Here is a 19,858-nt window from a genome sequence, read left to right as displayed (position 1 = left end):
CTCGGCGGCGACTTCCGTTCAGGGAAGGAAATCGGGCGAAAGAATCTCGTCGACCGTCCACGGACAATCGTCGGGCAAGCGCAGGAGGCCGGTTTCTTCGAGAGCCTTTGTCCGCGCATAGGGATAGGCCCGCGCCAGGTATTCTGCGGGATAGGATCGCAATGACGGACTGTCGGCGAGGAGCCGTTCGAGCCGATGTCGCGCCTCGAATATCGATCCGCGCCAGCTGCCGCATTGGCTCTCGGGCTGATAGCGCCACTTCAGGAGATGCAAGATCAAGTTTTCCAGGCGGGATTCGATCTGATGGCGGTCGCTTCTCCCCAAGGTTTCGATTTCCTCCGCCAGATTGTCCCAGTCGAGCTCGTTCGAGGCGCGACGGCGCAGGGCGTCGGCCTGCGCCTTCGTCCATTCGTGGAGATCGGTCTCGTAATCGGTCATAAGCGGAATCTACCGCGACCGTCGCTCGACTGACAAGCGCGGGCGGTTTTGTCTCATAATGCGTGTGTGAATTGACGCGACAGCACGCCCGGCGCGCGATCCTCTGACGGGAAAGCCGCGCGCCCGCGTCGAATATCTTCCGGCGCGCGCTACCGCGGCAGCGCCGTCGCGCCCATCAGCGCCTGATCGATCGCCGCGGCGCACTGGCGGCCCTCGCGGATCGCCCAGACGACGAGCGACTGGCCGCGGCGCATGTCGCCGCAGGCGAACACTTTGGGCAGCGACGTGGCGTAGCCGAGGGTGTTGGCTTCGACATTGCCGCGCCTGTCGAGCGCGACGCCGAGCTCGGCCAGCAGACCCTCCTTGACCGGGGAGACGAAGCCCATCGCCAGCAGCACGAGATCGGCCTTGAGGGTAAACTCCGTGCCCGGAACCGGCTTCATCTTGTCGTCGACGCGGATGCATTTCAGGCCGGTGACGACGCCGTTCTCGCCCTCGAAGGCGCTGGTCATCACCGCGAATTCGCGCTCGGCGCCCTCCTCGTGGCTCGACGAGGTCCTGAGCTTGAGCGGCCAGTCCGGCCACGTCAGCATCTTGTCCTCGTGCTTGGGCGGCATCGGCAGGATCTCGAGCTGGGTCACCCGGACGGCGCCCTGCCGGATCGAGGTGCCGATGCAGTCGGAGCCGGTGTCGCCGCCGCCAATCACCACGACGTGCTTGCCGCCGGCGAGAATCGGCTGGTTGCTGGTCACCGGCTCGCCCGAGACGCGGCGGTTCTGCTGCGGCAGGAAATCCATCGCGAAGTGCACCCCGGCGAGGTCGCGGCCCGGGACCGGCAGGTCGCGCGAGGCTTCCGCGCCGCCCGCGAGCGCGAGGGCGTCGTGGCGGTCCGCCAGCTCCCGCGCGCTCACGCTCTCGCCGACATGGGCGTTGTAATGGAAAGTGACGCCCTCGCCCTCCATCTGCTCGATGCGCCGGTCGATGTGGCGCTTCTCCAGCTTGAAATCCGGAATGCCGTAGCGGAGCAGGCCGCCGGCCTTGGCGTTCTTCTCATAGACGTGGACGTCATGGCCGGCGCGGGCGAGCTGCTGGGCGCAGGCGAGGCCGGCGGGACCGGAACCGACGACGGCGACCGACTTGCCCGATTTCTGGGCCGGCGGCTCGGGCCTGATCCAGCCTTCCGCGAACGCCCGGTCGATGATCGCGCATTCGATCGTCTTGATCGTCACCGGCGTGTCCTGGATGTTGAGCGTGCACGAGGCCTCGCACGGCGCCGGGCACACGCGGCCGGTGAATTCGGGAAAATTGTTGGTCGAGAGCAGGTTGCGCGCCGCCTCCTCCCAGTCGCCGCGATAGGCGAGGTCGTTCCAGTCCGGGATCTGGTTGTTGACCGGGCAGCCGTTATGACAATACGGGATGCCGCAGTTCATGCAGCGCGCCGCCTGGTTGCGGGTCGCCTCCTCGCTCAGCGGAATGACGAACTCGCGGTAGTTGCGAATGCGATCGGAGGCGGGCGCGTAGCGCCGGTCCGCGCGGTCGATCTCGAGAAAACCCGTCACCTTGCCCATACCCTGTTCTTCCCCGCTCCCGAGTTCAAGCCGGCGCCCCGCCTCGCAATGCGCGATCCCATCTCCCATCTCGACCCGCGATGCAAGGTCGACCGCCCTCACGGGCGAGACGCGACATCACAACAGGATCGCGCGCTTGCGAACCCCCGACATCGCTTCCGCAGACAACAGACGCGACGCATTCAATATCTCCAGACCGCGAACGAGGCCGTCGACGTCGCGGTCGACGATCAAACCCGGCGCGACCTCGTCCGAGTCCGCGTACGGCGACGTATCCAGATCGACGGCGATCGCATCCGCCGTCGCATCGTAGGTCACTCTGGCGGGAAACGCGCCGCCATCGTGGCGCCCGAAGTCGAGCAGCGCCGGCGCGTTCCTGGCCGGTACAGCCACATCGACGATAAGGCCGCCGTCGTCATAGCCGACGCGGACGCCCTCGACGTCATCCACCCGATCGACTTTCGCCGCACAGAAATGGACGACGAGGACCGCTTCGGACGGTCGAGTGTTCATCGCCTTTTCTCCGCCTTGTGAGCCACTCAGGCCACGACGAGCCGGGTCGCTCCGCAGGCCGCGTTCGGCCGTGCGGAGCCCGACGCGCTCGCCGCAGCGGGATTGATCCTCACTCGCCCGCCGCCAGCATGTGCTCGTTCCGCGCCGCCAGCTCCGCCAGCGCGCGCCGGTACTCGACCGGCATGACCTTGCGGAACTTCGGCAGGTAGACGTCCCAGTTCTCAAGCACGTGCCGCGCCCGCAGCGACCCGGTCGCCCGCGCGTGGTTGACGATCAGCTGATGCAGCCGTTCGCCGTCGAACCGGCTCATGTCGCTCATCACGTCGACCCGTCCGTGCGAGGCCAGATCGCCGCCGGAATGCAGGTGGTTCAGCATCACCTCCTCTTCGGCCGCGACCGGCTCGAGTTCGACCATCGACAGATTGCAGCGCTGGGCGAAGCTGTCGTCCTCGTCGAGCACGTAGGCGATGCCGCCGGACATGCCGGCGGCGAAGTTGCGCCCGGTCGTCCCGATCACGACGACGACGCCGCCGGTCATGTATTCGCAGCCGTGGTCGCCGACGCCCTCGACGACGGCGATCGCGCCGGAGTTGCGCACGCCGAAGCGCTCGCCCGCCACGCCGCGGAAGTAGCACTCGCCGGCGATCGCGCCGTAGAGCACGGTGTTGCCGACGATGATCGATTCCTCGGGCACCAGCCGCTTCGCCTCCTGCGGCGGATAGACGACGATGCGCCCGCCCGACAGGCCCTTGCCGACATAGTCGTTGGCCTCGCCTTCGAGCTCCAGCGTCACGCCCCTGGCGAGGAAGGCGCCGAAGCTCTGGCCGGCCGTGCCCTTGAACTTGACGTGAATCGCCCCGTCGCGCAGGCCGGCGTGGCCGTAGCGCTTGGCGATCGCGCCGGAGAGCATCGCGCCGGTCGAGCGGTCCGAGTTGCGGATGGCGAGGTCGAGCCGCACGTGCTTGCCGCGCTCGATCGCGTCCTCGGCGTCCCGGATCAGGCGCCGGTCGAGAACGTGGTCGATCTCGTGGTCCTGAATCGCGCTCTGGTAGATCGTGTCGCCCGGCCACGGCTCCGGCTTCAGGAACAGCCGCGAGAAGTCGAGCCCTTCGGCCTTGGCGTGGGCGACCAGCTCCGCCTTGTCGAGCATCTGCCGCTGGCCGATCATCTCGTCGAATGTCCGGTAGCCGAGCGCGGCCATCAGCCGGCGCACCTCCTCGGCGACGAAGAAGAAGTAGTTGATGACGTGCTCCGGCTTGCCGACGAAGCGCTTGCGCAGCACCGGATCCTGCGTCGCGACGCCGACCGGGCAGGTGTTGAGGTGGCACTTGCGCATCATGATGCAGCCGGCCGCGATCAAGGGCGCGGTGGCGAAGCCGAACTCGTCGGCGCCGAGCAGCGCGCCGACCACCACGTCGCGGCCGGTGCGCAGGCCGCCGTCGACCTGCACCACGATGCGCGAGCGCAGGCCGTTCATCACCAGCGTCTGGTGGGTTTCGGCGAGGCCGATCTCCCACGGGCTGCCGGCGTGCTTGATCGAGGTCAGCGGCGACGCGCCGGTCCCGCCCTCGAAGCCCGAGATGGTGACGTGGTCGGCCTTGCACTTGGCGACGCCCGCCGCCACCGTGCCGACCCCGACCTCGCTGACGAGCTTGACGGACACGTCGGCGTCCGGGTTGACGTTCTTGAGGTCGTAGACGAGCTGCTTCAGGTCCTCGATCGAATAGATGTCGTGGTGCGGCGGCGGGGAAATCAACCCGACCCCCTGCGTCGAATGGCGCACCTTGGCGATCACGGCGTCGACCTTGTGGCCGGGCAGCTGGCCGCCCTCGCCGGGCTTCGCGCCCTGCGCCATCTTGATCTGCATCATGTCGGAATTGGCGAGATATTCGGCCGTCACCCCGAACCGCCCGGACGCGACCTGCTTGATCGCGCTGCGCATCGAATCGCCGTTGGCCATCGGCTTGAAGCGGTCGGGCTCCTCGCCGCCTTCGCCGGTGTTCGACTTGCCGCCGATCCGGTTCATCGCGATCGCGAGCGTGGTGTGCGCCTCGCGCGAGATCGAGCCGAACGACATCGCGCCGGTGGCGAAGCGCTTGACGATCTCGGACGCGGGCTCGACCTCGTCGAGCGCGACCGCGCCGCGCCCGTCCTCCTCGGCCCCCTTGATCCGGAACAGGCCGCGAATGGTGAGGAGATGCGCGCTCTGCTCGTTGAGCGTCCTGGCGAAGGCGTCGTAGCGGTCGCGCGCGTTGCCGCGCACGGCGTGCTGCAGCAGCGACACCGTCTCCGGCGTCCAGCTGTGCGCTTCGCCGCGCACCCGGTAGGCGTATTCGCCGCCGACATCGAGCGACGAGCGCAGCACCGGCGAGTCGCCGAAGGCGTCCCTGTGCCGCCGCACCGTCTCCTCGGCCACCTCCTGCAGGCCGGCGCCCTCGATCACGGTCGCGGTGCCGAAGAAGAACTCGTTGACGAACGCCTTCGACAGGCCGACGGCGTCGAAGATCTGCGCGCCGCAATAGGACTGATAGGTCGAGATGCCCATCTTGGACATGACCTTGAGCAAGCCCTTGTCGACCGACTTGATGAAGCGCTTGACCACCTCGTAGCCGCTGATCGGCTCCGGCAGGTCCTTCGCCATCGCCGTCAGGGTCTCGAAGGCGAGATAGGGGTTGATCGCCTCCGCCCCGTAACCGGCGAGGCAAGCGAAGTGATGGATCTCGCGCGCTTCGCCGGTCTCGACCACGAGGCCGACCGAGGTGCGCAGGCCCTTGCGGATCAGGTGATGATGGACCGCGGCCGTCGCCAACAGCGCCGGGATCGGAATCCGGTCGGCCCCGACCATCCGGTCGGAGAGCACGATGATGTTGTAGCGTCCGTGGACGGCGGCTTCGGCGCGTTCGCACAGCCGCGTCAGCGCCCCGCGCATCCCGTCGGCGCCGCGCTGCGCCGCATAGGTGATGTCGAGCGTCTTGGTGTCGAACGAATCCTCCATCTGACCGATGCAGCGGATCTTCTCGAGGTCCTCGTTGGTCAGGATCGGCTGGCGCACCTCGAGCCGCTTGTGGCGCGCCGTGCCCTCGAGGTCGAGCAGGTTCGGCCGCGGCCCGATGAACGAGACGAGGCTCATCACCAGCTCCTCGCGGATCGGATCGATCGGCGGGTTGGTCACCTGGGCGAAATTCTGCTTGAAATAGGTGTAGAGCAGCTTGGACCGCGACGACAGCGCCGAAATCGGCGTGTCGGTGCCCATCGAGCCGATCGCCTCCTGGCCGGTCGCCGCCATCGGCGACAGCAGGAACGACAGGTCCTCCTGCGAATAGCCGAACGCCTGCTGGCGATCGAGCAGGCTGACGTCGGTGCGGGGCGCGCGCGGCTCGACCGGGTTCAGGTCCTCGAGCACGATCTGCGTCTTCTTCAGCCACTCGGCGTAAGGGTGGGCGCGCGAAAGCGTCTGCTTGATCTCGGCGTCGGACACGATGCGGTGCTCGACCAGGTCGACGAGCAGCATCTTGCCGGGTTGCAGGCGCCACTTGGAGACGATGGTCTCCTCGGGCACCGGAAGGACGCCCATCTCGGACGCCAGCACGACGAGGTCGTCGGTGGTGACGTAGTAGCGCGCCGGCCTCAGGCCGTTGCGGTCGAGGGTCGCGCCGATCTGCCGCCCATCGGTGAAGGTCACGGCCGCCGGCCCGTCCCAAGGCTCCATGAGCGCGGCGTGATACTCGTAGAAGGCGCGCCGCTCCTCGTCCATGAGCGGGTTGCCCGCCCAGGCCTCCGGGATCAGCATCATCATCGCGTGGCTCAGCGAATAGCCGCCGCGCATGAGGAATTCGAGCGCGTTGTCGAAGCAGGCGGTGTCCGACTGCCCCTCGTACGAGACCGGCCACAGCTTCTGGATGTCGTTGCCGAACAGATCCGAATCGACGCTCGCCTGCCGCGCCGCCATCCAGTTGACGTTGCCGCGCAGCGTGTTGATCTCGCCGTTGTGGGCGACCATCCGATACGGATGCGCGCGCCGCCAGGACGGGAAGGTGTTGGTGGCGAAGCGCTGGTGCACCAGCGCCAGCGCGGTCTCGTAGCGCGGGTCCTGAAGGTCGCGATAATAGGGCGCGAGCTGGCCGACCAGAACCATGCCCTTGTAGGTGATCGTGCGGGCCGAGAACGACACCGGATAGTACTCGGCGAGCTTGAGGTCCTTGGTGTCGTACAGCCGGTTCGAGACCACCTTGCGGATGATGAACAGGCGGCGCTCGAAGTCGTCCTCGGAGGCGAGCTTGGGCGAGCGGCCGACGAAGATCTGCTGCATCACCGGCTCGACCGCCTTGACGCGCTCGCCGATCACCGAATTGTCGACCGGAACGTCGCGCCAGCCGAGCACCGTCTGGCCTTCGCCGGCGACGGTGAAGTCGACCGTCTCGCGCACCTGGGCGCGCGCGGCGGCGTCGCGCGGCATGAAGAACTGGCCGATCGCGTAATGGCCGGGCTCGGGCAAAGTGAAGCCGAGCTTCTCGCATTCCGCCGCGAAGAACGCGTGCGGGATCTGGGTCAGCACGCCGCAGCCGTCGCCGAGCATCGGGTCCGCCCCGACCGCGCCGCGATGGTCGAGGTTGGCCAGGATCTGCAGGCCCTTCTCGAGGATGGCGTGCGACCTGCGGTTCTTCATGTCGGCGACGAAGCCGACGCCGCAGGAATCGTGCTCGTTGGCGGGGTCGTACAGGCCCTGGGCGCGGGGGGTCAGCGGGTCGGCGCCGACGATGTGGAGCGCCTGCGTCGCCGCGCGGCTCTCGATCGGCGTCTCAACGGATCTGGCGTTCATCTTTCTGCTCCCCGGGGGCACAGTCGCCGCTGTTATGCAACTGTCGTTCCAAATTTTGAAGGCGTTTCGTGGGCTTGCGAGGGCTGCGCGGCGCGCGGCCGTAACGGCGTCACGCGTCGGATTTTTTTCTATCCGTTTTCGTCGTTCGATACGACAACGCCGTGGCCCCGCGAATTGGCGCGCGCCCCGGCCCCACAGCCTCGACACGCAAATGGTCAGCAAAACTGTCCTAATTTAGGACCTTGCCAGAAACGGACCCCGGACACAAGCGCAATTCGGGCGCTTTCGCGGGCGCCGGCCACGGAGGCGCCGTCGATTTGCCAAGGCGCCGAAACTTTTGGCAAACGGGACGGAAGACCAGAGCAAGGGGTGTTTCGACATGCAGTTCGCGAGCGACAACGGGGCGGGCGTCGCGCCGGAAATTCTCGAGGCGATCGCGGCGTCGTCGCGGGTCAACGCGCCGGCTTACGGCGCCGACGACTTCAGCGCGCGCGCGGCGGCCGCCTTGAGCGAAGTGTTCGAGACGAAGGTCGCGGCCTTCCTGGTCGCGACCGGAACGGCCGCCAACGCGCTGGCGCTGTCGGCGCTGGCGCGGCCGTGGGAGGCGGTGTTCTGCCACGAGGAGGCGCATATCCACGACGACGAATGCGGCGCGCCGGAACTGTTCACCGGCGGCGCGAAGCTCGTGGGGGTTGCGGGCGAGGCCGGCAAGCTGACGCCCGACGCGCTGCGCGAGACGCTGGCGCGCTTTCCCCGCGGTCTCGTCAAGTCGCCCCAGCCGGGGGCGCTGTCGCTGTCGCAGGCGACCGAGGCCGGAACGATCTACCGCGCCGACGAGATCGCGGACTTATGCGCGATCGCGCGCGCCGCGGGCGTGAGGACGCACATGGACGGCGCCCGGTTCGCCAACGCGCTCGTCTCGAGCGGCCGGTCGCCCGCCGACCTCACCTGGCGCGCCGGGATCGAGGCGCTGTCGTTCGGGGCGACCAAGAACGGCGCGCTCGCCTGCGAAGCCGTGGTGTTCTTCGATCCGACGCTGGCGGAGAGCTTCGCCTATTTGCGCAAGCGCGGCGGCCACACGCTGTCCAAGGGCCGCCTCCTCGGCGCCCAGATGGAGGCCTATCTGAAAGGGGACCTGTGGCTTCAGCTTGCGGAGCGCGCCAACGGCGCGGCGGCGCGGTTGAGCCGGGGGCTCTCGACCGCGCCAGGAGTCCGCATCGCCTGGCCGACGCAGGCGAACGAAGTCTTCGCCGTCGCGCCCGACGCGACCGCCGCGGCGTGGCGGGAGGCCGGCGCGAAGTTTTACGAGTGGACCACCCGGTCGCTCGCGCCGGAGCGCGCGCCGCGCGCCGGGGAGACGCTGGTGCGGCTGGTGACCTCGTTCGAGACGGCGCCGGAGGAGATCGAGCGGCTGGTCGGGCTCGCGGCGGCGCCCGCTTAGAGCGCGCGACTCGCCGTCCGGCGGGTCCGGGAGGGGCAAGCGGTCCGGCGCGACAGCGCAGTCCGCCGTCCTCGCGAGGAGCCGAAGGCGACGCGGCGATCCAGGGGCCGCCTGCGCCGGGGTGGAAGAGAGGCGGCGCCCGCATGCGGCAGACATCGGCCCGCCCCCTGGATCGCCGCTCCGCCCCTCGCGGTGACGAGGCTGGCGCAGGAATCTTTCAGGCGGAAAATCGGCGGCTCTCGACAGATCGAGATTACGGGGTGAAGGCGGGTCGCCGAAGCATTACGATGAAGGGCGCGAAGCCGTGAGCTTCGAAAAATTGGCGAGCTTCGACATTGGCGATCCACGTGTCGAGCCGAATTTCATCGACCCCGGCCGCATGAGCTTTTTCCTTGGCATAGGCGAGCATTGCGGAGGCGACGCCTCTGCGTCGAGCGTCGGGGGCGACTGAGACGTGATGGATATAAACAAATGACTGAGGAGGCTTGAACGCATTTTCGGGGCGGGACGATATATCGAACCAAATGTAGCCGACCGGAACGCCGTCCTGTTCAGCAATGGCGATCGCGCTTTCCGGCCTCGCCGCCACGCGTTCGAAAAAGGATGCGACGTTCACCGCATCAACGTCTCTCTTGAAATCTACTGGATACAATGCTGCATGAAGTTTTTGTACTGGCTCGCTCAGTTGCGCCAGAACAGGAAAATCGTCGTTCTTTGCCGCCCGAATGTGTAATGGCATGTGCGGGTGGTCCCAAATGGATTTTGTCGAGGATATAGAATTTCGCTCAACGGTTAAATCCGCGCGCCGCGCGGTGGAGCAGAGATCAAGTTTATTTTTTGCAGCGGGGCTATTCGTCCCGCGGTCAGCGCGACGTGTGGCGGATGCCGTGGCCCACGACCTCGACGCTGCTCGCTCGGGCTGTCGCGAGGCCGGCCGGGTATACCGTATCTTCACCGGCCGTATTTGGCGCCGATCGCGCGCATGTCGTCGTCTGTGGCGAACGCGCCGTTCGCCTCGGCCGCCGTCGAAGCGTCGATGTCGGCGTCTTCGTCCGGCGTCAGAATGTATGGCGGGGGTTCGTGCCCTGCGAGTTGCAACAGAACGCGCGCGAGTTCGTCCTGCTGATCTTCCGGCAAGCGAGCGGCTACGGCCACGGCTTCGTCGAGCAAGCGAGTCATGACGAGAAGCATAGTCCGTTTCCGTCAGGCGGGCGAGGGCCCGAACGTCAGGGCGCCCAGCGCTCCCTCGGTGGGACATCGCCGGACTTCACGACTCGTTTGACAAGGAGAACCGAAAAGAGAACGGAGGCAATTCGACGCTCGGCGTCGCGCCAGCTCTGTAGCCGCGATCGCCGATCGCGACGGACGCGTCCGCGACCGCGTCACCAAAAAAAGGGCGCCCGTCCGGGCGCCCCTCCTCGAACGCTCGCGCGTTCGAATTACGCAGCCTGCTTCTCGGGCGCGGCCTCGATCGTCCGCGCCGGCTTGGCGGCGCCGTTGATCGCGATCGTCCGGGGCTTCTGGGCCTCCGGCACCTCGCGGACGAGGTCGATGTGAAGCAGCCCGTTCTCGCTCGCGGCGCCCGTCACGACCACGTGGTCGGCGAGCTGGAAGCGGCGCTCGAACGCACGCGCGGCGATGCCCTGGTAGAGCATATCGCGCTTCTCGTCCTTGACGCCCGTCTCCTTCGAGCCGCGCACGGTCAGGGTGTTCTCGCGGCTTTCGACCGAGAGCTCCTTGTCGGCGAAGCCGGCCACCGCGAGGGTGATCCGGTAGGCGTTTTCGCCGGTCCGCTCGATGTTGTAGGGCGGATAAGTGGGAGCGTTCTGCTCGGCGCCGACGGCCTTGTCGAGCATCGAGAGCAGCCGGTCGAAGCCGACGGTGGAGCGGTAGAACGGGGAAAGATCATAGTTGAGCATCGGTCACATCCTCATTGAGCGACATGGCGGAAAATCGCCCCGATCGGCGGCGCTTTCCGCTTGCGGTTCCGTCATGGACCCCGCACGCTTGAGATGGGACGGGAACAGGATTCGTCAAGGGCGGGGCGGCGCCATCAAAAACACAACCTCGTCGGCCATGGCGCGGATTGCGCGGCCGAGGGCCGCCCGATATAGCGCCGAACCGGGAGGCTGAGGCCTCCGATCGATGGGGTGATGAACGCATGCTGAAGTCTTTTTTGGCGGCCGCGCTCGCCGCCGCACTCGCCTTGAGCTTCGCCGTTCCGGCGCTGGCCGCGCCGAAGGGGCCGGTCGACGAGGAGGACGAGAAGCCGAAGCCGCTGCCGCCGCTGCAGAAGAACTTTCCGCTCGATCAGACGTGGTCGCTGAAGGAGCTCAACGGCAAGCCGGTGCCTGCCGGGCTCGACGCCAGCCTGAAGATCGACGGCACCTTGCGCGGCTCCGGCTTCACCGGCTGCAACTCCTGGTCGGCGACGCTCTATCCGGTCAAGGACCAGCACCTGATGGTCGGCCCGTTCGCGCTGACCAAGAAGCAGTGCGGCAAGGACGTGATGCAGATCGAAATCGGCTTCCTGTCGACCCTGCTCGGCAGTCCGACCTGGGACCTGGTCAACGGCGACCTGGTGATCAAGGGCCCGCGCGGCGCCGCGCGTCTCGCGCGCTCGCTCTAGGCGCCGACGGCGCGCGGCCTCCCATCCCCGGCCTCGCCGGGGATGGACGACCCAAGAGGGTCAGTCCAGGGTCGAAAGCGGCGCGCGGGGCAGCGGGCGGCGCACGGCGGGCTCCGGCGATCCCCCCTGCCCCAGCGCCTCCAGCGCCGCGACGCCCTCGGCCGGCAGGCCGGCGGCGCGGGCGGCGGCGAGGACCGCGGCCAGGTAGTCCGACTTGGCGACGCCCGGCCCGGCGTCGGCCCCGACATAAACGATCGCCCGCTTCGCCCCCGCGCCCGTGACCACCGGCTGGACCACCTTGGCGTAGAGGCCCGCGTGCAGCCCCTCGTAGCGGTCGAGGGCGCTGAGGTCGGCGAGCGCGAGGTCCCACAGGAGACCGTGAACCGCGCCGCGCGGGGCGCGCACCACGGTCAGCCAGCCCTCGCGCATGATCGCGAGGCGGTGGCGCTCGAGACGGGCGAGGCCGACGGGGGTCGAGCGCGGGCAGCGGCGCGCCATGGCGGTCGTGTCCATGTTCGAGCCGTAGGCGAAGACGAGAGGCATCTACCCGCTCAGCCTTTCCACCTTGTGGACCACGCTCTTGCCCTTCAGTTCGGCGAGGATGGCGTTGAGGTGCTGGATGTCGCGCACCTGCAGGTCGATGCGCAGGTCGCGGAAGTCCGGCCCGCTCGGCGCCGAGGCGATCTGGTCGATGTTGGCCCCGTATTCGCCCACCGTCGTCGCGATCACGCCGAGCGCGCCCGGCTCGTTCAGCATGGTGATCACGATCTGGGTCGAATAGACCGCCTTGTCCGCCGCCTCGAGATCCCAGCGGACGTCGAGCCACCGGTCCGGCTCGTCGTTGAAGTCGGCGAGCGCCGGCGAGTGGATCGGGTAGACGGTGATCCCCTCGGGCCCGCGGATGCCGATGATGCGCTCGCCGGGCACGGCGCCGCCCTTGGGCGAGAAGCGCACGGCGGTGTCGGGGTCGAGGCCCCGGAGCGGCGAGGGCGCGTCGCCCGGCGCCGACTTCCCCGGCACGCGGAAGACGAGGTTGGCCGCCTTCGGCAGTTCGAACCAGCCGGTCTCGTTCTGCGGCACCGCCGGCCCGGCCTTGCGCTCGTCCTTGAAGTCCGGATGGACGGCGCGCACGACGTCGCTGGAATAGATCTCGCCGCGCCCGACGCCGACCAGCACGTCGTCGACGGAAGCGCGGGCGAGCCGCGGCAGCGCGGCCTTGAGCTTCGATTCGGAAAACTTCTTGCCGGCGCGCTCGAAGGCGCGTTCAATGATCTGTCGTCCGAGCCCGCCGAACTGCTGCTTGGCCGCCTCGCGGGTGGCGCGGCGGATGGCGGCGCGCGCCCGCCCGGTGAGGACCACGCTGTCCCACGCGGCCGGCGGCGTGGCGCGGTCCGAGCGCGAGATCTGGACCTCGTCGCCGTTCTGCAAAATCGAGATCAGCGGCGCGATCCGGCCGTTGATCTTGCAGCCGACCGCCGAATTGCCGATGTCGGTGTGAACGGCGTAGGCGAAGTCGATCGCCGTCGCCCCGCGCGGCAGCGCGATCAGCCGGCCCTTGGGGGTGAAGCAGAACACCTGGTCGTGGAACAGCTCGAGCTTGGTGTGCTCGAGGAATTTTTCCGAATCGTCGCTCGCCAGCGCTTCGATCGTCTGCCGCAACCCCCGGTAGGCGCGGCTCTCGCTCACCCCCGGCGTGTCGGGGCGGCCGTCCTTGTAGATCGCGTGCGCAGCGATGCCGTATTCGGCGATCTGATGCATCTCGTGGGTGCGGATCTGCAATTCGACGCGCTGGCTGCCCGGGCCGATGACGGTGGTGTGGATCGAGCGGTAGTCGTTCTGCTTGGGCGTCGAGACATAGTCCTTGAACCGGCCGGGCACGGCCGGCCAGGTGGTGTGGGCGACGCCGACGGCGGCGTAGCAGTCGGCGACGGTGTCGACCAGGATGCGAAAACCGTAGATGTCGCTGAGCTGCTCGAACGCGATCGAGCGGCGCTCCATCTTCTTCCAGATCGAATACGGCGCCTTCTGCCGGCCCTTGACCTCGACCTTGATGCCACGCCGGACGAACTGGTCGGTGAGCTCGGCGGCGATGCGGGCGATCAGCGCGCCGTTCTTGCCTTTGAGCGCCTCGAGGCGGGTGACGATCAGCTTGTAGGCTTCCGGCATCAGGCAGCGGAACGACAGGTCCTCGAGCTCGGTGCGCATGGACTGCATGCCCATGCGGCCGGCGAGCGGCGCGTAGATGTCGAGCGTGTCCTGGGCGATGCGGGCGCGCTTGGCCTCCGGCATGTACTGAAGGGTGCGCATGTTGTGCAGCCGGTCGGCGAGCTTGACCATGAGCACGCGCGCGTCGTCGGCGATGGCGAGCAGGAGCTTGCGAAAATTCTCCGCCTGCTGGGCGTGCTTGGTGACGAAGTCGAGCTTGCCGAGCTTGGTCAGGCCGTCGACCAGCCCGCCGATCTCCTCGCCGAACGCCTTGTCGATGTCCTCGCGCGAGGTCTCGGTGTCCTCGATCGTGTCGTGCAGCATCGCCGCGACGATCGTGGCGTCGTCGAGCTTGAGATCGGTCAGGATCGCCGCGACTTCGAGCGGATGCGAGAAATAGGGATCGCCGGAGGCCCGCTTCTGCGTGCCGTGCGCCTTCATGGCGAAGACGTAGGCGCGATTGAGCAGGTCTTCGTCGGCGTTGGGATTGTAGCGGCGGACCCTTTCCACCAATTCGTATTGCCGCATCATCGCCGCAGAATCTCAACGTCTCCCGGAGCCGACTGTGGTCGCCTGCGCCAACGGCCAAGACCATGCGACAGGGAGATCTGGGCGCAAAGGCCAGCTGCCCGGACCGGACGCGTCTCGCCGCACGCTTCCGCGCAGGCTTCCCGTCGATCATCGGCCCGCGGCGACGGGCGCGCAAGCCGAAAGTGGTCGGGGCGGTCGCGCGAGGGCGGCTTGCCGCCGCCCCTAGCCCCGCCGATCCGCATGACGTAGCATCGCGACGAGAATCCGGGACGGCCGGCGCTTTGCGCCGGCCGTCGGCCGAAGCGAGCCCGACGGGGCCGCCAGTCGCGGAGCCGGGGCGGCGCAGGGATTCCACGGGGGTTGATCCGATATGAAGAGATGGCTTCTTCTGGTCTGTCTCGCGGCGATCGCTGCGGATGTCGGCCCGTCGCCCGCTGCGGCGCGATCGGCGCCGACCTGCGACAGCCTGTGGTACAATCGCACTGCGATCTACGCCCGGCGCGGCATGTGTTTCAAGGACGAGCGCGCGCTCAGGGTGTTCGGCCAGAAGTGTTTCCGTCCCTACGGCAAACTGACGTACAGGGACCAGAGGCGGGTGAACGACATCGCCCGCCAGCAACGACGGCTGGGTTGCAAGACGAACTGAGGCGCGCCCTCGGGACGTCTCGAAAGCGTGCGGCGCCGTCCGTCGAAGGCGCAGTCGGGACACTGCGCAGCGCAGGGAGGGCGACAGGTTGCCCGAGGCTCCGTCGAAGACGCAGATCCTTCTCGCCCGGGCGGCGGTCGCCCTGATCGTCGGTCTCGCGGTCGCAGGCCTCGTCTGGTACGGCGTTTCGACGGACGTGCTCGTTCGCATCTGGCGCAGCCTCGCAGCCCGGCCCGGCGGGCCGATGACGTTCCGGTTCGTCCTCCAGCCGACCATGGCGGCGATCGCGGCGTTCAGCGACGGCGTCGCCGACGCGCGGCTCGACCGCACGCCTTACCTGTCCGCGGTCCTGTCCGGCGCGGAGCGACGCGGCGCGCTGCTGTGGGAAGGCGCCCTGTCGACGTCGAGAATTCTCATACTCGGCGTCGTCATGGACATCGTCTATCAGGTCGCCGTGCTCGGTCAGTTCTTTCCGGCGGAGGCTGCGATCGTCGCGGTTCTGCTGGCCTTCGCGCCCTACGCCCTGCTGCGCGGCCCGATCGGCCGGATCGCGCGGCGCTGGGTCGCGCCGCGCGCCTGCCGCTGAAGGGCGCGCGAAACCGGCCGCCGCAAGCGGGCCCGTGACCGGGACGCGCCCGACCGGACTTGCCGGCGCGGGCCTGTCGTGCTCCGTTGCGGCCGCCGCGGGCGGCGGTCGCAAGGGAAAAGGGGGAAAACGCTTGCGGGAGGATGAGGATGGCGGGACCGGAACTCAAGCTGGACGTCAACACCGAGCTTGCGGCGCGCCGGACCGGCATGGCGTTCCAGCGCACCCGCCTCGCCGAGGACCGCACGCTGATGGCGGTGATCCGCACCGCGCTGTCGCTGATCGGCTTCGGCTTCACGATCTTCCAGTTCTTCCAGAAGCTGCGCGATCAGAATCTGGTCACCCACGCCGGCGCGCCGCGTCATTTCGGCATGGCGCTGGTCTGGCTCGGCGTTTTGATGCTGGCCCTGGGGATCGCTTATCACGTCCAGTTCATGCTCGGCCTGCGCCGCCTGCGCCAGTCGATGCGCGACGAGGGGCTGATCCACGGCGAGACGGCGTTTCCCGTGTCGCTGACCCTGATCACGGCGCTGCTGCTGCTGGCGACGGGGGTCGCGGCGATCGCCAGCATGCAATTTGACATCGGACCGTTCGGATAGGAACACGAACGCGTCCGACGCGGGTTCGACTCGCGAGCGAGAACCAAGATCCTTGGCAGGAGAGCGAGATGCCTGAGAAGAAACCGAACATCCTCATTCTCTGGGGCGACGACATCGGCTGGTGGAACATCAGCTACAACAGCCGCGGGCAGATGGGATACCGCACCCCCAACATCGACCGCATCGCCAACGAGGGCGTCGCCTTCACCGACTATTACGGGCAGCAGAGCTGCACCGCGGGCCGCGCGGCGTTCATCACCGGGCAGAACCCGATTCGCACCGGCCTGACCAAGGTCGGCATGCCCGGGGCGGACGTCGGCCTGAGCGCCGAAGACCCGACGATCGCCGAGCTCCTGAAGCCGCTCGGCTACGCGACCGGACAATTCGGCAAGAACCATCTCGGCGACAAGGACCAGTACTTGCCGACCGTGCACGGCTTCGACGAGTTCTTCGGCAACCTCTATCACCTCAACGCCGAAGAGGAGCCGGAGGACCCGGACTACCCCAAGGACCCGGAGTTCAAGAAGCATTTCGGCCCGCGCGGCGTCCTGCACTGCAAGGCGGACGGCCAGGGCGGACAGACGATCGAGGACACCGGGCCGCTGACCAGGAAGCGGATGGAGACGATCGACGACGAAGTGACGGACCGCGCGCTCACGTTCATCGACGAGACGGTGAAGTCCGGCCAGCCGTTCTTCCTCTGGTACAACACGACTGGCATGCATTTCCGCACGCATCCCGCCGCCAAGCACAAGGGCAAGAGCAACGGCCAGGGCGACTACAACGACGTGATGGTCGCGCACGACGAGCACATCGGCCGGATGCTCGCCAAACTCGACGAGCTCGGCATCGCTGACGACACCATCGTGATGTATTCGACCGACAACGGTCCGCACTACAACTCGTGGCCGGACGCAGGCATCACGCCGTTCCGCTCCGAGAAGAACACCAACTGGGAAGGCGGCTGGCGAGTCCCGGCCTTCGTGCGCTGGCCGGCGAAATTCAAGGCGGGCACGGTGCTCAACGGCATCGTCAGCCATCAGGACTGGCTGCCGACGCTGCTGGCGGCCGCGGGCGAAACGGACATCGCCACGAAGCTCCACGACGGCTACACGGTCGGCGACAGGACCTACAAGGTTCACATCGACGGTCTCGACATGTTGCCGTATCTCAGCGGCGAAGCGAAGGAGAGCCCCAGGAACTTCTTTTTCTACATGAGCGACGACGGCGACATCCTCAGCATCCGGATGAAGGACTGGAAGGTCGTGCTGATGGAGCAGCGCGCCAAGCAGTTGATGTGCTGGTTCGAGCCGTTCGTGAAACTCCGGGCGCCGAAGATGTTCAATTTGCGCCGCGATCCGTTCGAGCGGGCGGACGAGAACTCGAACACCTACTGGGACTGGGTCATTTCGCACGCCTACATCTTGTATGGGATGCAGGCGGTGGTGGCGGGCCAGATCAAGGATTTCGAAGCGTTCCCGCCGCGGCAGAAGCCGGCTTCGTTCAACCTCGACGCGGTGATGCGAACGCTGCAGGAAGCGCACAGCAGCGCCGGGCACTGACGCTTCGCCTGTCGCCGGCGCGAGGCGCAGGGTCGTGACGGGGCGGCGCCGACCTCGGGTCGACGCCGCCCCTCGTCCTCGCCGGGGGCGTGAGCGGGGCGGCGAGGCGTGGGCCCGGGGAGCGCGTCGTGAAGGACTGGATTTCGCTTTTCACCGACGGCGCGATCGTGGCGATCGACGTGATGGCGGTGGCGATCATCGTCGTCGGCACGCTGGAAATGTTTGTGACCTGCGTGCGCTCGGCGTTCTCGCCCTCGCCGACCGGCCGCGAGCTGCGCGACGGCTATCTGCGCTACGCGCGCTGGCTGATGGCCGGGCTGACGTTCCAGCTCGCCAACGACATCATCGTCTCGGCGCGCGCGCCGAGCTGGGACGACATCGGCCGGCTGGCGGCGATCGCCCTGATCCGCACCTTCCTCAATTTCTTCCTCGAGCGCGACATCCGGGAAACCCAGGCGATCGGCGAGGATGCGCCGGCGGCCGGCGCGGACGGGCGGCAGCGGCGCTGATGGGCCCGGCTCAGGCCGACGCCGCCGCCTTCGCCTTGTCGCCGTGGCAGAACTCGAACGCCCGCCCGCTTCCGCACGGGCACGGGGCGCGAGGATCGCGCTTGGCGTCCTCGTTCGCCACCCAGAGCATGACGTCGGCGGGCGGGCGGCCGCGCTGGTAGAGGCGCCCCATCACCGCCATCAGCGTGCGCGTGTGGGTGAAGAACAGCTCCAGCCCGGGACAAAGATAGTTGTGACCCGGCTCGCCGTCCTTCGACAGCGCGAACCGGTCCTTGGGGCAGCCGCCGTTGCAAAGATTGCGCACGGCGCACGACCGGCATTGGCTCGTCAGCGTATCGCGCTTGGCGTCGCCGAAGCGGCGCATCTGCGGCGAGGCGACGAGTTTTGCCAGCGGCGTGTCGGCGATGTTGCCGAGCCGCTGCCCGGGCTCGACGAAGTGATCGCAGGTGTAGACGTCGCCGTTGTGCTCGAGCGCCGGCCCCAAGCCGCAGGTCGGCGCATGGATGCAGAGGAGGTGGCGGCCGAACCAGGCCTCGAGCGTCACGTCGAACAGCTGCACGAACACCTTTCCGACGTCGCGCCGCACCCATTCCTCGAACACGTCGATCAGGAACCGCCCGTACGCCTCGGGCCCGACCGAGCGGTCGGTCACGAGGTCGCCGGTCTGGGTGTACAGCAGGCGCTTGCCGCCCCCCTTGTCGCTCCACCCCTGATTGGCGATGGCGAGCGTCTCGGCGGTCGCGCGCTCGACGATCGGAATGAACTGGATCCACTTCGCCGCGAGGTCGTCGCGAAAGAAGCGATAGACCTCCCGGCCGCGCGTCTGGTTGGCCGCATTGACGGTGCACAGGATGTTGAACTCGACGCCGTGTTTCGCCAGAAGCCGCTGAGCGCGCATCACCAGGTCGAAAGTGCCCTGCCCTCTCCGGTCGCGCCGATAGGCGTCGTGAAGCGCCTGCGGCCCGTCGACGCTGAGGCCGACGACGAAGCCGCGCCTCTTGAAGAAGGCGCACCAGGCGTCATCGAGCAGAAGGCCGTTGGTCTGGAAGGTCTGCTGAATCCGCTGCCCGGGCTTGCGGTATGTCTCGACGAGGGCGACGGCCTTCTCGAAGAACGCGAGCTTCATCAGGGTCGGCTCGCCGCCCTGCCAGGCGACGGTCACCTCGGGCGTGCGATGCGCTTCGAGCAGTTGCCGGATGTAGGTCTCGAGCGTCGCCTCCGACATCCGATGCCGGTCGTCGGGATAGAGCGCCTCCTTCGACAGAAAGAAGCAGTAGGCGCAATCGATGTTGCAGGTCGAGCCGCTCGGCTTGGCGAGCAGGTGAAAGCTCGGGGGCGCGGCGGCGGGACGAGCCGGCGATGGGACCCTTGTCTCGGCCATGGACGCTCCGGTGACGAAGGAAAGCCTGAAGGCTAGCTCTTCCGGCGCCGATTGGCCATCGCCCTGGACGGCGGCGGCTGGCGGATGCGCGCTTCGAGGTTCGCTCCCGTCGCCGCGCCGGGCGCGCGCGCGCGGTCAGCGGCCGTCCCGGCGCCCCTGCGCGCGTTCCCGGGGCGGCGACGCGAAAAACCCCGGAGCTTGCGCTCCGGGGTTCGGCGTTTCAACCGATCGGGTTGCGATCAGAAGTAACGAGTGATGCGGAGACGGCCGGCGAAGCCGCTCGAGTTGCCTTCCCAGGCGCCCGGGGCGAAGACCGCGCCGCCGGCGCCGCCGACGTTGTAGACGGTGCCGAGGAAGCCCGAGGGCTTGGTCTGGTTCGTGCTCTGATACATCAACTCGAGGTCGAAGTTCAGGTTGGTGACCGGGTTCCA

Annotated in this window: 18 protein-coding genes; 7 read left to right on the top strand and 11 right to left on the bottom strand. The window is 67.8% G+C overall.

What is annotated here, in order from left to right; translation table 11 throughout:
• Positions 1–18: 18 nt before the first annotated feature.
• The 4 genes from DFR50_RS07475 to gltB form a co-directional block, all read right to left on the bottom strand.
• Positions 19–438: a DUF29 domain-containing protein gene (locus DFR50_RS07475; RefSeq protein WP_113888581.1), complete on the bottom strand. Its 420-nt coding sequence runs from the start codon at positions 436–438 to the stop codon at positions 19–21.
• 149 nt (positions 439–587) lie between these two features.
• Positions 588–2,006, bottom strand: a complete 1,419-nt coding sequence (locus tag DFR50_RS07470) for a glutamate synthase subunit beta (RefSeq protein ID WP_113888580.1) — start codon at positions 2,004–2,006, stop codon at positions 588–590.
• Positions 2,007–2,123: 117 nt separating this feature from the next.
• Positions 2,124–2,456 (bottom strand): DUF2283 domain-containing protein, encoded by a 333-nt coding sequence (locus tag DFR50_RS07465; RefSeq protein WP_210208832.1) that lies wholly within the window; start codon positions 2,454–2,456, stop codon positions 2,124–2,126.
• A gap of 172 nt (positions 2,457–2,628) precedes the next feature.
• The gene (gltB, locus tag DFR50_RS07460; protein ID WP_113888578.1) at positions 2,629–7,338 is read right to left on the bottom strand and encodes a glutamate synthase large subunit; all 4,710 of its coding nucleotides are present in this window, start codon (positions 7,336–7,338) and stop codon (positions 2,629–2,631) included.
• Between the two features lie 379 nt (positions 7,339–7,717).
• Here gltB and DFR50_RS07455 point away from each other — a divergent pair, with 379 nt between their 5' ends.
• On the top strand, positions 7,718–8,779 hold the full coding sequence (locus DFR50_RS07455) for a threonine aldolase family protein (protein WP_113888577.1): 1,062 nt from the start codon (positions 7,718–7,720) through the stop codon (positions 8,777–8,779).
• 253 nt (positions 8,780–9,032) lie between these two features.
• On the opposite strand, the gene DFR50_RS07450 is transcribed toward DFR50_RS07455, so the two are convergent.
• The 3 genes from DFR50_RS07450 to DFR50_RS07440 form a co-directional block, all read right to left on the bottom strand.
• On the bottom strand, positions 9,033–9,518 hold the full coding sequence (locus tag DFR50_RS07450) for a GNAT family N-acetyltransferase (protein ID WP_113888576.1): 486 nt from the start codon (positions 9,516–9,518) through the stop codon (positions 9,033–9,035).
• Positions 9,519–9,730: 212 nt separating this feature from the next.
• On the bottom strand, positions 9,731–9,970 hold the full coding sequence (locus DFR50_RS07445; RefSeq protein WP_425376070.1) for a hypothetical protein: 240 nt from the start codon (positions 9,968–9,970) through the stop codon (positions 9,731–9,733).
• A gap of 248 nt (positions 9,971–10,218) precedes the next feature.
• Positions 10,219–10,698 carry an Hsp20 family protein gene (locus DFR50_RS07440; RefSeq protein WP_113888575.1) on the bottom strand — a complete coding sequence of 160 codons (480 nt, stop codon included), beginning with the start codon at positions 10,696–10,698 and terminating at the stop codon, positions 10,219–10,221.
• Between the two features lie 242 nt (positions 10,699–10,940).
• Between DFR50_RS07440 and DFR50_RS07435 the strand changes: the two genes are divergently transcribed.
• Positions 10,941–11,408 (top strand): META domain-containing protein, encoded by a 468-nt coding sequence (locus DFR50_RS07435; RefSeq protein ID WP_113888574.1) that lies wholly within the window; start codon positions 10,941–10,943, stop codon positions 11,406–11,408.
• Between the two features lie 60 nt (positions 11,409–11,468).
• Here DFR50_RS07435 and DFR50_RS07430 read toward each other — a convergent pair whose 3' ends face one another.
• Positions 11,469–11,951, bottom strand: a complete 483-nt coding sequence (locus DFR50_RS07430; protein WP_113888573.1) for a gamma-glutamylcyclotransferase family protein — start codon at positions 11,949–11,951, stop codon at positions 11,469–11,471.
• Positions 11,952–14,144 (bottom strand): RelA/SpoT family protein, encoded by a 2,193-nt coding sequence (locus tag DFR50_RS07425; RefSeq protein ID WP_113888572.1) that lies wholly within the window; start codon positions 14,142–14,144, stop codon positions 11,952–11,954. It abuts the gene before it with no gap.
• A gap of 370 nt (positions 14,145–14,514) precedes the next feature.
• Here DFR50_RS07425 and DFR50_RS07420 point away from each other — a divergent pair, with 370 nt between their 5' ends.
• The 5 genes from DFR50_RS07420 (at position 14,515) to DFR50_RS07400 (ending at position 18,046) form a co-directional block, all read left to right on the top strand.
• A complete protein-coding gene (locus DFR50_RS07420) occupies positions 14,515–14,790 on the top strand; it encodes a YARHG domain-containing protein (RefSeq protein ID WP_113888571.1) in 276 nt (91 codons plus the stop codon).
• Positions 14,791–14,878: 88 nt separating this feature from the next.
• Complete coding sequence (locus DFR50_RS32845; protein WP_245427438.1) at positions 14,879–15,376, top strand: hypothetical protein; 498 nt, start codon at positions 14,879–14,881, stop codon at positions 15,374–15,376.
• A 149-nt stretch (positions 15,377–15,525) separates the two neighbouring features.
• Positions 15,526–15,975 (top strand): YidH family protein, encoded by a 450-nt coding sequence (locus DFR50_RS07410; RefSeq protein WP_245427436.1) that lies wholly within the window; start codon positions 15,526–15,528, stop codon positions 15,973–15,975.
• A 68-nt stretch (positions 15,976–16,043) separates the two neighbouring features.
• Positions 16,044–17,537 (top strand): arylsulfatase, encoded by a 1,494-nt coding sequence (locus DFR50_RS07405; RefSeq protein WP_113888570.1) that lies wholly within the window; start codon positions 16,044–16,046, stop codon positions 17,535–17,537.
• 128 nt (positions 17,538–17,665) lie between these two features.
• A complete protein-coding gene (locus DFR50_RS07400; RefSeq protein ID WP_245427434.1) occupies positions 17,666–18,046 on the top strand; it encodes a DUF1622 domain-containing protein in 381 nt (126 codons plus the stop codon).
• Positions 18,047–18,056: 10 nt separating this feature from the next.
• On the opposite strand, the gene DFR50_RS07395 is transcribed toward DFR50_RS07400, so the two are convergent.
• Complete coding sequence (locus DFR50_RS07395; RefSeq protein ID WP_113888569.1) at positions 18,057–19,427, bottom strand: anaerobic sulfatase maturase; 1,371 nt, start codon at positions 19,425–19,427, stop codon at positions 18,057–18,059.
• Positions 19,428–19,666: 239 nt separating this feature from the next.
• A partial coding sequence (locus tag DFR50_RS31955) for a hypothetical protein (RefSeq protein WP_170153094.1) occupies positions 19,667–19,858 on the bottom strand: 192 nt, incomplete at its 5' end.

Source organism: Roseiarcus fermentans (genome assembly GCF_003315135.1).
In the GTDB taxonomy this organism is placed as follows: domain Bacteria; phylum Pseudomonadota; class Alphaproteobacteria; order Rhizobiales; family Beijerinckiaceae; genus Roseiarcus; species Roseiarcus fermentans.
The sequence above is the reverse complement of the archived record's forward strand: the minus strand, read 5'-3'. Positions and strand labels throughout refer to the sequence as shown.